Source organism: Acidocella sp. MX-AZ03 (assembly GCF_027626035.1).
Classification (GTDB): domain Bacteria; phylum Pseudomonadota; class Alphaproteobacteria; order Acetobacterales; family Acetobacteraceae; genus Acidocella; species Acidocella facilis.
In genome coordinates, this window is the sequence record NZ_CP110774.1 from 442,723 (window position 1) to 456,380 (window position 13,658).

The 13,658-nt window shown below is 64.4% G+C and carries 15 protein-coding genes and 2 pseudogenes; 3 read left to right on the top strand and 14 right to left on the bottom strand.

Annotation, left to right across the window (positions count from 1 at the left end):
* Positions 1-44 precede the first annotated feature (44 nt).
* From GT370_RS02505 to GT370_RS02535, 7 genes and pseudogenes are all read right to left on the bottom strand, one after another.
* A pseudogene (locus tag GT370_RS02505) lies at positions 45-1,270 on the bottom strand (argininosuccinate synthase).
* A gap of 9 nt (positions 1,271-1,279) precedes the next feature.
* Positions 1,280-2,245, bottom strand: coding sequence for a sterol desaturase family protein (locus GT370_RS02510; protein WP_008493392.1), 966 nt, complete (start codon positions 2,243-2,245; stop codon positions 1,280-1,282).
* A 106-nt stretch (positions 2,246-2,351) separates the two neighbouring features.
* Positions 2,352-2,564, bottom strand: coding sequence for a hypothetical protein (locus GT370_RS02515; protein WP_270183842.1), 213 nt, complete (start codon positions 2,562-2,564; stop codon positions 2,352-2,354).
* Positions 2,564-3,208 (bottom strand): YncE family protein, encoded by a 645-nt coding sequence (locus GT370_RS02520; protein ID WP_333490009.1) that lies wholly within the window; start codon positions 3,206-3,208, stop codon positions 2,564-2,566. Before GT370_RS02520 ends, GT370_RS02515 begins: the two co-directional genes overlap by 1 nt.
* 180 nt (positions 3,209-3,388) lie before the next feature.
* Entirely contained in the window at positions 3,389-3,670 is a 282-nt protein-coding gene (locus GT370_RS02525) for a hypothetical protein (RefSeq protein WP_270183844.1), read from the bottom strand.
* Entirely contained in the window at positions 3,619-4,014 is a 396-nt protein-coding gene (locus tag GT370_RS02530; protein WP_270183845.1) for an O-antigen ligase family protein, read from the bottom strand. The genes GT370_RS02525 and GT370_RS02530 overlap by 52 nt, the downstream gene beginning before the upstream one ends.
* Positions 3,951-4,124, bottom strand: coding sequence for a hypothetical protein (locus tag GT370_RS02535; RefSeq protein ID WP_270183846.1), 174 nt, complete (start codon positions 4,122-4,124; stop codon positions 3,951-3,953). Before GT370_RS02535 ends, GT370_RS02530 begins: the two co-directional genes overlap by 64 nt.
* A 636-nt stretch (positions 4,125-4,760) precedes the next feature.
* Here GT370_RS02535 and GT370_RS02540 point away from each other — a divergent pair.
* The 3 genes and pseudogenes from GT370_RS02540 to GT370_RS02550 all read left to right on the top strand — a co-directional run bounded on the left by GT370_RS02540 (position 4,761) and on the right by GT370_RS02550 (position 7,183).
* Positions 4,761-5,525 carry an alpha/beta fold hydrolase gene (locus GT370_RS02540; protein WP_008493389.1) on the top strand — a complete coding sequence of 255 codons (765 nt, stop codon included), beginning with the start codon at positions 4,761-4,763 and terminating at the stop codon, positions 5,523-5,525.
* Positions 5,526-5,560: 35 nt separating this feature from the next.
* Positions 5,561-6,627, top strand: a pseudogene (locus GT370_RS02545) (NAD(P)/FAD-dependent oxidoreductase).
* Positions 6,628-6,790: 163 nt separating this feature from the next.
* Positions 6,791-7,183, top strand: a complete 393-nt coding sequence (locus GT370_RS02550; RefSeq protein WP_270183847.1) for a response regulator — start codon at positions 6,791-6,793, stop codon at positions 7,181-7,183.
* A 198-nt stretch (positions 7,184-7,381) separates the two neighbouring features.
* Here the strand turns inward: GT370_RS02550 and phoB are convergent, their stop codons facing one another.
* From phoB to aspS, 7 genes are all read right to left on the bottom strand, one after another.
* Positions 7,382-8,089 (bottom strand): phosphate regulon transcriptional regulator PhoB, encoded by a 708-nt coding sequence (gene phoB, locus GT370_RS02555; protein WP_008493386.1) that lies wholly within the window; start codon positions 8,087-8,089, stop codon positions 7,382-7,384.
* 4 nt (positions 8,090-8,093) lie between these two features.
* Positions 8,094-8,810: a phosphate signaling complex protein PhoU gene (gene phoU, locus GT370_RS02560; RefSeq protein ID WP_008493385.1), complete on the bottom strand. Its 717-nt coding sequence runs from the start codon at positions 8,808-8,810 to the stop codon at positions 8,094-8,096.
* Between the two features lie 11 nt (positions 8,811-8,821).
* Positions 8,822-9,625, bottom strand: a complete 804-nt coding sequence (gene pstB / locus GT370_RS02565; protein ID WP_008493379.1) for a phosphate ABC transporter ATP-binding protein PstB — start codon at positions 9,623-9,625, stop codon at positions 8,822-8,824.
* A 154-nt stretch (positions 9,626-9,779) separates the two neighbouring features.
* Complete coding sequence (locus GT370_RS02570; RefSeq protein WP_270183848.1) at positions 9,780-11,006, bottom strand: autotransporter domain-containing SGNH/GDSL hydrolase family protein; 1,227 nt, start codon at positions 11,004-11,006, stop codon at positions 9,780-9,782.
* A complete protein-coding gene (locus tag GT370_RS02575) occupies positions 10,961-11,233 on the bottom strand; it encodes a hypothetical protein (RefSeq protein ID WP_270183849.1) in 273 nt (90 codons plus the stop codon). The genes GT370_RS02570 and GT370_RS02575 overlap by 46 nt, the downstream gene beginning before the upstream one ends.
* Positions 11,197-11,661, bottom strand: a complete 465-nt coding sequence (locus GT370_RS02580; protein WP_270183850.1) for an SGNH/GDSL hydrolase family protein — start codon at positions 11,659-11,661, stop codon at positions 11,197-11,199. Before GT370_RS02580 ends, GT370_RS02575 begins: the two co-directional genes overlap by 37 nt.
* 172 nt (positions 11,662-11,833) lie before the next feature.
* Entirely contained in the window at positions 11,834-13,621 is a 1,788-nt protein-coding gene (gene aspS / locus GT370_RS02585) for an aspartate--tRNA ligase (protein ID WP_270184344.1), read from the bottom strand.
* Between the last annotated feature and the right edge of the window lie 37 nt (positions 13,622-13,658).

The following is a 13,658-nucleotide window of genomic DNA, read 5'->3' on the forward strand; positions in this document are numbered from 1 at the left end:
TTAAGGGGTCTGGGGGATTTTTACAAAAATCCCCCAGCTCTTTCTTACAATCCGCCGCCGCGGCGCCCGATCGACGCCCCCAGCCGCAGCCGCAGCGCATTGAGCTTGATGAAGCCCGCCGCATCCTGCTGGTTATACGCCCGGCATCGTCCTCGAACGTCACCATGCGGGTATTGTAGAGCGAGTTCGGGCTCTCACGCCCGGTGACGATCACATTGCCCTTATAGAGCTTCAGCCGCACCGTGCCGGTCACGGAGGCCTGGCTGGTGTCGATCAGCGCCTGCAGCATCCGCCGCTCCGGCGAGAACCAGAAGCCGTTATAGATCAGCTCCGCATAGCGCGGCATGATGCTGTCCTTCAGGTGCCCGGCCTCGCGGTCCAGCGTGATGCTCTCGATGCCGCGATGCGCGGCGAGCAGGATGGTGCCGCCCGGAGTCTCGTACACGCCGCGGGACTTCATGCCGACGAAGCGGTTCTCCACCAGATCCAGCCGGCCGATACCGTTGGCTTTGCCGTATTCGTTCAGGCGGGTGAGGATGGTGGCCGGCGAGAGCGCCTCGCCATTGATCCCCACCGCGTCACCGTGCTTGAACTCGATGCTGATTTCGGTGACCTGATCGGGCGCTGCCTCCGGCGAGATGGTGCGCTGATACACGATCTCATCCGGCCCCACCGCCGGGTCTTCCAGCACCTTGCCTTCGGAAGAGGAGTGCAGCAGGTTGGCATCCACCGAGAACGGGGCCTCGCCGCGCTTATCCTTGGCAATGGGGATCTGGTTGGTCTCGGCATATTCCAGCAGCTTGGTGCGGCTGGTCAGCTCCCATTCGCGCCAGGGGGCGATGACGCGGATATTCGGGTTCAGCGCGTAATAGCCCAGCTCGAAGCGGACCTGGTCATTGCCCTTGCCGGTGGCGCCATGGGCGACGGCATCGGCCCCGACCATCTCGGCGATCTCGATCTGGCGCTGCGCGATCAGCGGCCGGGCGATGGAGGTGCCCAGCAGATACTGGCCCTCATACAGCGCATTGGCGCGGAACATCGGGAACACGAAATCCTTCACGAAGGTCTCGCGCAGATCCTCGATGAAGATCTCCTTGATGCCGAACATCTCCGCCTTCTTGCGGGCCGGCTCCAGCTCCTCGCCCTGGCCGAGATCGGCGGTGAAGGTCACCACCTCGCACTTATAGGTGTTCTGCAGCCAGCGAAGAATGACCGAGGTGTCCAGCCCGCCGGAATAAGCCAGGACGACCTTTTTGACTTTCTGTTCCATGCTGGCTGCTTATGACGCGGCGCGGCCAATGCCAAGGCTTGCCCAGCTCTTTCCCAGGGCCTGCCAGAATAATTTCAGCCCGGTCGCCTGCTGGGCGAGGTAGGAGCCGCTCACCAAGGCCGCCGGCGCGCGGGCATCGCCGGTGGGCAGATATTCATCGCGGAAATCGGCGGTGCGGAAGATGATGTCCCAGACCGGGAATACCGAGGCGTAATTGCAGCTATGCCGCCCGGCGGCGCGCAGCCCGTGATGGAAGCGGTGAAAGCGCGGCGAGACGAACAGCCATTCCAGCGGCCCGAAGGAGGCGCGGATATTGGCGTGGCTGAGGCTTTCGATGAATTTCATCGCCATCAGCAGCAGCGGGAATTGCAGCGGCGGGATGCCGATGAGCAGCCCGATGGCGAAGAACCAGAAAAAGCTGATCACATCATCCAGCAGATGGTTGCGGTCATCGGACCAGAAGCTCATCTGAGTCTGCGCATGGTGCAGCGCGTGCAGCGCGTACCACCAGCGGAAGGAATGGGAGAGCCGGTGGCGCCAGTAATCGGCGCAATCCAGGATCAGCGCATAGACCAGGAACGTCACCAGCGGATGCCCGAACAGGCCCGGCACCAGGCTGTCCAGGGTCGGTGGGATGAAGCCATGCTCGACCAGCAGCCCGGTGGACCAGGTCTGCACCTGATAGAACAGCACGAAGGTGACGATGGGGGTGACGCCGACGCGGTTGAGGAAGGTGTAAAACACATCCACCAGCACCGCCTTGTTGTCCGGCCAGCGCTCGACCGGCCGCCAGGCCTCCAGCGGCAGGCAGACCGCGTAGGTCACCAGCACCGCGAACATCCCATAGACGCAGATCAGGCACCAATCGAAGGCGAGATCGTCCCAAGCCATCCAGTGCAGCCGGAACAGCACCGGCAGCACCAGATACTGGTCCATATACCCGGCGATGTTGGAGAAGAGACGATCGAGACCCATACCCAAACCCCATGCAGGACTGGCGGCAACCAGCCTTTATAGCGCCCGCCCGCCGCAAAAAGCGAGAGGGCAAAGCCCGTTGTTACAAAGGCTTAAATGACGGCCCTCAGATCCGCTCGGCGGTGATCCGCCCTGGCTGGCGCAGCATGGTGTTGAGGAAGATGCCATGCGGCGAGCGTCCGACCGGGATGGAGCTGTAATGGCCGCTCACCGGGTCGAGGATCGCCACCGATTCCGCGTAACGCAGGCAGATCCAGATATTCCCCTCCGGGTCGATGCCGATATCGTCCGGCCCGCCGGGGATTTCATACTGGCGCATTATCTGGAAGCTGACCGGGTCCAAAGCGGTGAGGCCGGTCCGCCCGGGCCCCGATTGGAGACGTAGAGGATCTGCTTTTTGGTATCCAGGAAGATGTTATGCGCGCCATCGCCGGTGACGACGCGCCGGGTGATCTGCCCACTCACCGGATCGACCTCGACAAAGCCGCGCCCGCCCATGATGCAGCACAGCACTTTGCCGCGATGCCAGAGCACGCCTGCTGGTGTCTCGCCCACCGTCACCGCCCAACGCTGGGTCATGCTGGTGAGGTCGAAGGAGACCAGCGTGTTGGAATTCTGCATCGAGTTGAAGGACCAGCGGCTGTCCGGCGAGAAATCCAGATGGCTGGGCCAGCGCCCGGGCTTGAAGCGCTTCACCAGCCGCAGCGTGGCGCCGTCATAAACATCCACGAAATCCAGCCGCAGGGCGTTGACCATCAGATATTTGTTATCCGGCGTGTAGCCGAGCTGATACGGGTCGGCGATGCGCTTGCGGCCCAGCGGCGCGCCGGTGATCGGGTCGAAGATGAAAATCGCATTGCCCGAGGCGTCGCAGATGAAAAGCTGGCGGCGGTCGGGGGTCAGGCACCAATGGCTGGGCTCGCGATAAGCCGGCTCGGTCCCGACCACCTGCCGGCTCGCCATGTCGATCAGGCTGATCGAGCCGGCGGCGGAGTTCAGGACGAAGGCGAGGGGGGCGTTGCCGCCAGGGCCGGAGCAGCCCCGGCGAGGGCGAGGGGCAGGGCGGCGGGCAGGGCGATGGCAGTGCGGCGTGTGAGCATGCTGCCCCTGTAGACCCGTTTTGTGCGTTTGCGAAGATGGCGCTTACCCACAAGAAGAACGCCGAGGCGGTCCCGCGATCAGGGTATTGTCGGTCAGGGATTGCACGGCGAATGCAATGAAAATCAACCGCATCAGCCAGGCCTGCCGGGCCGGCAGAAGCGCCGTGCCGCGCGCGACCCAGAGCAGCATCAGCCCCAGCAGCAGCCCCAACCCCAGCACCCCGCCCTCGGTGCCGATGCGCAGATATTCATCATGCGCGGCATTGGTGCCGATCAGCCGGGCCAGCGGCGCGCTGAGCGGAATGATGATCTTGCCCGCCCCCACCCCCAGCCCACCCAGGGCGAGTGGGTGATCGCATTCCAGAAATACGGCCAGACCAACGTGCGGTTGGACAGGTTGTCCGCCAGGCCAAGATGGGTCATGTCCACCACCCGCAGAAACTCCAGCTGGCTGAAACAGAGCGCCAGCAGCGCCAGCAGCGCCCCCGCCAAGGCAAGGGCCCGCAGGCAGCCGCGCTGGGCCAGCAGCGCCGCCAGCGTGAGCCCCCCCAAAGCCAGCGGCGAGCGCGCCCCGGTGAGCAGGATGATGGTGAAATTGACCCCGGTCAGCAGCGCCACGGCCCGGCGCGGCCGCGCCGCCAGCTCCAGCACCCCGGCATACAGCCCCACCAGCGCCGCCCCGGCCAGAAAGGGCGGCTGCCCATCCCCGCCCAGCCGCAGCGCCCCAGCTCCAGCGTATAAAACCGGTCCAGCCCCGCCAGCGCCAGCATCGCCGCCACCCCACGGCGCAGAGCGGGGCGATCATCACCGCCCTGCAGGCGGCGCGGCTGAACCCCTCATCCTGGCGGACAAAGCCGAACAGAAACGGCGCGGCGGAGCCGACCAGCGACCGCGCCGAGGCCTCCAGGCTCAGTCCCGGATGCAGCCCATGGATCAGCCCGACGCAGAACATCAGCAGAAACGCCAGGGACGGATTGCCCACATCCCGCCGCGGCCCGTAGCGCCAGAGTGCCCCGGCCAGCACCAGCAGCCCGTAGAGCTTGAGCAGCCCCGCCGTCGCTTCCAGGCTGCCGGTGGCGCCACTCAGCCAGCCATCCGGCGCGGTGGCCAGCGCCAGCACCCACAGCACCAGCCCCACCCGCGGCCGCATCAGGGCCAGCAGCACGAGCGGCAACGCATAAACCACAACCAGGAATTGCAGCATGGCTCGTCATAGCCCATTTCTGAGGTCGTTTCAAAAGTCTCTATGGCGAGTCGCCAGGCGGTGATTTGTGAGCACCGGAGCGGAGCGTACTTAAGGTACGTGAGCACCGGAGCGCAGCAAATCACCGCCTGGCGGCCGCCAGAGTGGCTTTTCAAACGGCCTCAGTCAGCCGCGCTTGTGATTTCTTCCCGATGCGCCAAAGATGATGCCCATGAAATTAAACGTTTCCGAGGCCGGCGACGGCCCGCCGCTGGTGTTGCTGCATGGCCTGTTCGGCGCCGCCCGCAATCTCGGCGTGCTCACCCGGGCCTTTTCCGCGCATTACCGCGTCTTTGCGCTGGATCTGCGCAACCATGGCGACAGCCCGCGCGGGCCTGAGATGAATTACGCCGTCATGGCGCGGGACGTGGCGGAGACGCTCTCCAGCCTCGGCCTCTCCCGGGTGCGGCTCTGCGGCCATTCCATGGGCGGCAAGACGGCGATGATGCTCGCCCTGCAATCGCCCGATCTGGTCGAGCGCCTGGCGGTGATGGATATCGCCCCGGTGAGCTACGAGCATGATTATTCAGGCTTCGTCGAGGCGATGCGGGCCATCCCGCTCACCCCTGGCCTCTCCCGCGGCGAGGCCGACCAGGCGCTGGCCGCCAGCGTCAAAGCCCCGCCGATGCGCGCCTTCCTGCTCAATAACCTCGTCCTCGGCAGCGCCCCGCGCTGGCGCGTTGGGCTGGAGGAGATCGGCGCCAATATGAGCAACCTGTTCCGCTGGGACGATCCGCCGGGTGCCGCCCCCTATGACGGCCCGGCTCTGTTCCTGTGCGGGGCGGAGTCGGACTATGTCCGCCCGGAATACGACCCGGCCATCCGCCAGCGTTTCCCCCGCGCCGAGATTACCCGCGTCCCCGGCGCCGCGCACTGGCTGCATGCGGACAAGCCCGAGCAGGTGATCGCCGCGCTGCAGGAATTCTTCGCGGCATGAGCCAGGATTTCGATGTCATCGTCATCGGCGCCGGCATGGTCGGCGCCTCCATCGCCGCCAATCTCATCGTCACCCATAAGGTGGCGCTGGTGGAGGCGGAGGAACAGGCGGGCTTTCACACCACCGGCCGCTCGGCGGCGATCTGGATCCGCAATTACGGCCCCCCCGCGGTGCGCGTGCTCACCGGCCTGTCGCGGAACTTCTACAAAGCCCCGCCGGCGGATATCGGCACTGACCGGCTGGCGGTGGACCGCGCCATCCTCTATCTCGCCCCGCCCGCACAGGGCCAGCAGCTGGATGAGCTGATCGCCCAGGATCTCGGCATCGAGGAAATCCCGCTGTCAAAGGCCAAGGAACTCTGCCCGGCCCTGATCGAGGGCTATGCCAGCCGCGCCGGGCTGGAGTCGGACGGGTTCGACATGGATGTGGCCGGGCTGCACCAATATTATCTGCGCCGGATGCGCCAGGGTGGGGGCAGCTGCTGCTTCGCAACCGCGCCGGGCGGATCGCGCGCAAGAGCGGCCTCTGGGCGGTGGAGACCTCCGGCGGGCTGACCATCACCGCCCCCATCGTGGTGAATGCCGCCGGCGCCTGGGGCGATGAGGTGGGCAAGATCGCCGGCCTCGCCCCGCTCGGCCTCGTCCCCTGCCGGCGCACCGCCGCCATCATCGACCCTGGCCCGCACCAGGTCGCGCACTGGCCGCTGGTGCAGTCCGCCGCCCATGATTGGTATGCCAGGCCGGAGGCGCGATCCAAGCTGATGGTCACACCCTGCGATGAAACCCCGGATGTGCCGCATGACGTGCAGCCGGACGAGCTGGACATCGCCATCGGCATCGACCGCATGCAGCAGGCGCTGGATATTCCGGTGAAGCGCATCGAGCATAGCTGGGCGGGCCTGCGCACCTTCACCCCTGACCGCTCGCTGGCCTTTGGCTATGACAAGGCAGTGGAGGGGTTTTTCTGGGCGGTGGGGCAGGGCGGCTATGGCATCCAGACCGCGCCGGCGGCCTCGGCGCTGATCGCCGCCATGGTCCGGCATGAGGACCCGGGGCCGGCCGGGGTGGTGATCCCGGAGATCGACCCGATGCGCTTTCGCTGAAGCTGGTTGCAAAGCCGCGAGGGCTTTTCAATCGGCCTTTGGCATTGCCGTGCCGGGACGGGTGGCTTAGCCTGAAGCCGGAAAAACTTGAATTGTGCGTCATGCTCCCGATATTCGGTGGCAAAGATCAATTCTTTGGGGCACTGGCGTAAAGGGGCATGAGTTGCGGATTTTACTGATCGAGGACGACAAGAACGTCGTCTCCTTCGTGCTCAAAGGCATGCGTGAGGCTGGGCATAATGTGATTCACGCCGAATCCGCCCAGGCCGGCCGCGAGCGTGCGGCGCGGGAGAGCTTCGACGTGATCATTCTGGACCGTATGTTGCCGGAGAAAGAGGACGGTCTGGTGCTGCTGTCGCATTTGCGGGCGCAGAAGATCGAAACCCCGGTGCTGATTCTCTCAGGACTGGGCGAGCCGACCAACAAGGTGGCGGGCTTGCGCGCCGGCGGGATGATTATCTGGCGAAGCCCTTCGCGTTTTCGGAGCTGCTGGCGCGGGTCGAGGGGCTGGCGCGGCGTGGCGGGATCACCCGCAGCGCCTGAAATCCTAAAATAAAAAGTTTCAAAAGTTTTTGAGGGTTGTAGGGAACTTTTTTCAAAAAGTTCCCTACGTGACAAAAAGCCGGATCGCCCCCAGAGGGGGCGTCCGGCCTTTTGTCTTAACGCCGCTTTTTTGAAAAAAAGCGGCACCTCCGGCGGCATTCCGCCGCTGCTGCGCAGCGGCGGAACCTTGGCCGCCTCCGCCAAAAAACTTTTACTCCACTTCCTCCAGGTCGAGCGCATACCCCGCCGCGCGCACCGTGCGCACGATATCGATCTCGCCCGGCCCGTTGATCGCCTTGCGCAGCCGGCGAATATGCACATCCACCGTGCGCGGCTCGACATGAATGTCGCGCCCCCACACCGCATTCAGCACATCCTCGCGCGAAAACACACGCTTCGGATGGCGCAGGAAAAACTCCAGCAACCGGAACTCCGTCGGCCCCAGATGCAACGTGCGGCCATTGCGCAGCACGCGATGCGAGGCCGGGTCCAGCGAAATATCATGAAAGGCCAGCTTGTTCTTCTGCGGCACCGCGCCCGCCCGGCGCAGCAGCGCGCGAATGCGGGCAATCAGCGCCTCGGTCGAGAACGGCTTGGTGATGTAATCATCCGCCCCGGTATCCAGCCCGCGCACCGCATCCTGCTCCTCCGCGCGGGCGGTGAGCATGATGATCGGCAGCGTGCGCGTTGCCGGGCGGCGGCGCAGCTGGCGGCACAGCTCGATGCCCGACATCGTCGGCAGCATCCAGTCCAGCAGCAAAAGATCAGGCGGCGCCTCGGTGATGCGCGTCAGCGCCTCACCGCCATCGCCGGCATCCTCAACCCGGAAGCCCTGTTTTTCCAGATTATAGCGCAGCAGCGTGACCAGCGGCGCCTCATCCTCGACGATCAGCACATACGGCTTATTGCTCTCGGACATGTGGTCAGTTGGCGGCCGGCATGTAGGTGGAGGTGACATCGCCCTTGGGGCGGAAATCCGGCAGGTTGGTGCCGGTGATGGCGTAATAGGTCAGTTCGGCCATGTTGGTGGTATGGTCGCCGATGCGCTCCAGGTTTTTCGCGATGAACATCAGATGCGTGCAGGCGGAAATATTGCGCGCATCCTCCATCATGTAGGTGATCAGCTCGCGGAAGATGGTGTTGTAGAGATCATCCACGGACTGGTCCGCCCGCCACACCGCAATCGCCTTCTGCGGGTCGCTCTCGCCCACCGTGTCGATGCTGGCTTTCAGATTCTGCTGCACCAGGTTGGACATCTGCCCCAGCCCCGCGAGCGAGAAACCGCTGGCGACCTGGTTGATGACGATCGAGCGCTTGGCGATGTTGGCGGCGTAATCGCCGACCCGCTCAAGATCGTTCACGATCTTCAGCGCCTGGATCACCTGGCGCAGATCATCCGCCACCGGCTGGCGCAGCGCCAGCAGTTGCACGGCGAACTGCTCGATCCGGTGCTGCTCGGCGTCGATCTTCGCATCGCCCTCGATCACCCGCGCCGCCAGCTCGGCGTCATGGCCGATCAGCGCGCTGGAAGCATCCGCCACCGCGCGCTCGACCAGCCCGCCCATGGTGGCGATGGCGTCGCGCAGCTTCTTCAGATCCGCCTCGAAGCTGGAAATCATGTGTTTGGGTTGGTCGGCCATCGTCTGTCTCCTTAGCCGAACCGGCCGGTGATATATTCCTGGGTCTTGCGCTCGCGCGGGGCGGTGAAGATCTGGCTGGAGGAGCCAACTTCCACCAGCTCACCCAGATAGAAGAACGCCACCTGATCCGCGCAGCGCCCGGCCTGCTGCATATTATGGGTGACGATGACGATGCAGAAATCGCGCTTCAGCTCATCCACCAGCTCCTCGATCTTCAGCGTGCTGATCGGATCGAGCGCTGAGGTCGGCTCATCGAGCAGCAGCACCTCCGGGCGCACCGCGATGGAGCGGGCAATGCACAGACGCTGCTGCTGGCCGCCGGAAAGGCCGATGGCGGAGCTTTGCAGCCGATCCTTCACCTCGCCCCAGAGGGCGGCGCGGGTCAGCGCCCATTCCACCCGCTCATCCGCCTCGGCCTTGGACAGGCGCTCATGCAGCCGCACGCCAAACAGCACGTTCTCGTAAATGGATTTCGGAAACGGGGTCGGTTTCTGGAACACCATGCCGACGCGCCGGCGCAGCTTGTTCATATCCACGCCAGGGGCGATCAGATTATCCCCGCCCATCAGCACCTCACCCTCGGCGCGCTGGCCGGGATAAAGGTCGTACATGCGGTTGAGAACGCGCAGCAGCGTCGATTTGCCGCAGCCCGAGGGGCCGATCATCGCCGTCGCCTGGCGATCCGGGAAATCGATCGAGACATTCTTCAACGCGTGCGTCGCGCCGTAATAGAAATTCAAATTGCGGATGGAGACACGCGGCTCAGCCCCCGGGACCTGCTGCAGGGTATGGGGGAGCTGGGCATCGGAGGACATGTTGTGACTCGCTATTTCCATAAGGCCATTCCATAGGCGCGATACGTGACAGTACGATGACAGTCACGTGAAGCTTCTATGACAGCCGCCTCTGCAAAACGAGTCTTAAATTTTTCGCCGGGCCAAGCCCTTGCGGCTTCGCCCGGCGCGCTGCTCAGAACCGCCAGAGGACGTTGCCGGTGACCTGCGTGTCATTTCCGTCGCTCTTGAAGGCGGTGGTGGCCGCCTCCAGGCTGGCGCTGAAACGCTGGGTGAATGTCGCACTCACACCCAGGTTGAACAAGCCCCAGCTGCCCGTCTGGTGCGGGTAGCTGTTGGTCAGCGTCACGCCGGGCACATCGGTGAAGGCGGAGCTGAAGCGCTGGTTCGGCCCGGCCAGCAGAAACTCAGCCGCCGCCCCGGCATGCGGGGCAAGCGCCACGCCGCCCAGGCTGACGCTGGTCGCAATCGTGCCGCCGGCACTGGCGACCAGCTGCTTATAGCTTTGCGAATTCACGCTCTGGGTCAGCAGCGCATCGCCGGTCTCGGTATAATTGCCCAACCCGCTCTGGGTGTAGCCCAGACCGAATTCCGGCCCCACCGCGATCGTCGTCGTCGGATGGAATTTCAGCCCCACCGCGCCGCCCGCACTCCAGCTGGTGCCCGAAGGTTTGCCGGTGATGCCGCCAATCACCCCGTTGCGCTGGGTTTTGTCATTGTCATGGTCCCAGGCGGCATAGAGCTTGGCATAGGCGTCGCCGGAGGTCGCCAGCGCATACAGCCCGACATCCACGCCGTTATCCTGCACCGTGCCGCCGCCGCTCACATTCGCATGGGTGTTGTTATAGGCGAGCGAGACGCCGGCGGTGAGATGCTCATTCACCCGCATATCCACCCCCAGCGCCGTCACCGCGCTGCGATAATTATAGCCGCTATCAAACCCCTCGGTCTTGCGGGTGCCGAACTGGCCGGTGACGGAGAGGAACATCGCCACCTTATGCGCCGGATCGGCGGTGCCGCCATTCACCCCGTTAATGTCATAGGAGGCGCCGCTGGCGCCGTTCTGCAACGCATCCAGCCGCGCATTCAGCAGCCCCGCGAAACTCTCCGCGGCATTCGCATTCACCCGTGCCGGCACCGTCAGGCTCTCAAAGCCTTGCAGCGAGGCGGCCGCATATTCGGCGATGATCTGCTGCGCATGGGTGGTCGGGTGCACATTATCCCAGAACAGATAGCTATTCTGCGTCGCAATGCTGCCGGTGACACAGCTCACCGTGTAAAGGCAGGCATTGGTGACATTGCTGAAGCCATACAGAGACGGATCCGCCACCACCCTATTCAGCAGCGCCTCGGTATTCAGCACGATGATATTCGCCCCGGTGCCCTGATGCAGCAGCTGCATCTCGGTCGGCAGCGCCGCATCATGCGCCTGCGAGAACGCATCCCCAGCGCCACGCCTTGCGCGGTGGTGTTGAAATTCGGCGTCAGCCCCAGATCCGGCAGGTTGGGCACAATCAGCATCCTGGCGCCGAGATTGATCAGCGCTGTGGTGTCCTGGGTGAGCTGCGTGATCGTCGTGGTGACACCCTGCGTCACCAGCGCGGTGGCGGCCGCCGGGTTGGCCTGCACCGCCGCCGCATAGGCGAAGTAATTATTCGCCCCGCCCCAGAGTGTGACCACATCATTCGCCCCGAAACTGCCCCCGCCGCCGTGAACGAAGCGATCTCGGTGCTGATCCCCGGCAGCGCCGCCGCTTCCAGATTGGTCCCGGCATTGGTGGTGCCGATGGTCAGCGCCCCGGTAAACGCCCCGCCATAGGCATAGTCATTGGCTGAGGAAAATCCGAGCCCGGTCAGCCCCGGCAGATATTCCACCCAGACCGGCCCGTTGGAAAACCGGCCTTGATAATAAGGGGCCGGCGGCAGCCCGGTGAGTTTGTAAAGATTGCCGTCATCCGAAAGGCTGTCGCCAAACACATAGAGATTGCCCGCCTTCGCCGCCGGCGCCGCCATCAGGCTAAGCGCTGCCACACCGGCCAGAAGCCTGGTTTTCCTCATGGTCGTGTCTCCCGTTTTGTCTTACCTTTGCGCGTCTTATATCACGCAATGGTTAGGCTGGCGACGGAAAAGTGACGTGGAGATGCAATGAAAAAAGCCGCCTCCCCGGCAGGGAAGGCGGCTTTAAGAGGTGGGGACTTTTTGGAAAAAGTCCCCGCACCCCCAAAAACTTTTAGTTTTTTACGACCTTGGGCGGCAGGGCCAGCGCGATGGATAGCTCCTTGAGCCGGTTCGCCGGGATCGGCGCGGGCGCGCCCATCATCAGATCCTCGCCCTGCTGGTTCAGCGGGAAGGCGATCACCTCGCGGATATTCGGCTCATCCGCCAGCAGCATCACAATCCGGTCGATCCCCGGCGCCGAACCGCCATGCGGCGGCGCGCCATAGCGGAACGCGTTCAGCATGCCGCCAAACCGCGCCTCCACCTCTTCCGGCCCATACCCGGCAATCTCAAACGCCTTCAGCATGATGTCCGGACGATGATTACGGATCGCGCCCGAGGACAGCTCGATGCCATTGCACACGATATCATACTGGAACGCCTTGATCGTCAGCGGGTCCTGGGTCTCCAGCGCCTCCATGCCGCCCTGCGGCATCGAGAACGGGTTGTGCGAGAACACCACCTGCTTCAGCTCTTCATCATACTCGAACATCGGGAAATCGACGATCCAGCAGAATTTGAACTCACCCGCCTTGATCAGCCCGAGATCATTGCCGAGCTTGGTGCGCACGGAACCGGCAAACTTCGCCGCTGCCTCTGCCTTGCCAGCGGCAAAGAATACCGCATCGCCCGCCTTCAGCCCGCACGCCTCGCGGATCGCCTCGGCCCGCTCCGGTGCCAGGTTCTTGGCAATCGGCCCCTGCGCCCCGGCCTCGTTCCAGGTGATGTAACCCAAGCCCCCAGCGCCCTCGGCGCGCGCCCATTCATTCAGCTTATCGAAGAAGGAGCGCGGATTGCCGCCCGCCCCCGGCGCCGGAATCGCGCGCACGATGCCGCCCCCCTCGACGATCTTCGCGAACAGCCCGAAGGAGGAGCCGCGGAACGCCTCGGTGACATCGGAAATGATGATCGGGTTGCGCAGATCCGGCTTGTCCGAGCCATATTTCAGCATCGACACATCATAGGGGATGCGCTCGAAGGGCGGCTTGCCGACATCGCGCCCGGCCGCGAACTCATCGAACACCCCATGCAGGATCGGCTCGATGGTGTTGAACACGTCCTCCTGGGTGACGAAGCTCATCTCGAAATCGAGCTGGTAGAACTCGCCCGGCGAACGGTCCGCCCGGCTCGCCTCGTCACGGAAGCACGGCGCGATCTGGAAATAGCGGTCGAACCCGGCCACCATCAGCAGCTGCTTGAATTGCTGCGGGGCCTGCGGCAGCGCGTAGAACTTGCCGGGATGGTTGCGCGCCGGCACGAGGAAGTCGCGCGCGCCCTCGGGCGAGGAGGCGGTGAGGATCGGGGTCTGGAACTCGGTGAAGCCGGCCTCGATCATCCGCCGGCGGAAGCTGGAAATCACCCCCGAGCGCAGCACGATATTCTTGTGCACCTGCTCGCGGCGCAGATCCAGGAAGCGATATTTCAGCCGCAGCTCATCCGGATAATTCTCACCGCCGGCCACCTGCATCGGCAGCACATCGGCCGGGCCCTGAACCTCCAGGCGCGCCACCCGCAGCTCGATATCGCCGGTTGGCAGCTTGGCGTTGGTGGTGCCTTCCGCACGCGCCACAACCTCGCCGGTGACGGTGATCACCGACTCGACGCGCGCCGCTTCCGCCGCCGCGAACCCGGCCGAGCCGGCGGGGAACACGCATTGCGTCAGCCCGTAATGATCCCGCAGATCGATGAACAGCAACCCGCCATGGTCTCGCTTGGCGTGGACCCAGCCGGAAAGCCGGGCGGTTTGGCCGATATTCGCGGCCCGCAGGGCGGCGCAATTGTGGGTGCGATAGGCGTGAATCTGTTCCATGGGGCGCGAAAGAGCCCTTGCCCTGCTT

Bases quoted from the DNA above. Each gene is read 5' to 3' on its own strand.
- GT370_RS02510 (WP_008493392.1), bottom strand. From the start codon at position 2,245: ATGGGTCTCGATCGTCTCTTCTCCAACATCGCCGGGTATATGGACCAG.
- GT370_RS02515 (WP_270183842.1), bottom strand. From the start codon at position 2,564: ATGCGCCAGTATGAAATCCCCGGCGGGCCGGACGATATCGGCATCGAC.
- GT370_RS02520 (WP_333490009.1), bottom strand. From the start codon at position 3,208: ATGGCGAGCCGGCAGGTGGTCGGGACCGAGCCGGCTTATCGCGAGCCC.
- GT370_RS02540 (WP_008493389.1), top strand. From the start codon at position 4,761: ATGAAATTAAACGTTTCCGAGGCCGGCGACGGCCCGCCGCTGGTGTTG.
- phoB (WP_008493386.1), bottom strand. From the start codon at position 8,089: ATGTCCGAGAGCAATAAGCCGTATGTGCTGATCGTCGAGGATGAGGCG.
- phoU (WP_008493385.1), bottom strand. From the start codon at position 8,810: ATGGCCGACCAACCCAAACACATGATTTCCAGCTTCGAGGCGGATCTG.
- pstB (WP_008493379.1), bottom strand. From the start codon at position 9,625: ATGTCCTCCGATGCCCAGCTCCCCCATACCCTGCAGCAGGTCCCGGGG.
- GT370_RS02570 (WP_270183848.1), bottom strand. From the start codon at position 11,006: ATGCAGCTGCTGCATCAGGGCACCGGGGCGAATATCATCGTGCTGAAT.
- GT370_RS02580 (WP_270183850.1), bottom strand. From the start codon at position 11,661: ATGAGGAAAACCAGGCTTCTGGCCGGTGTGGCAGCGCTTAGCCTGATG.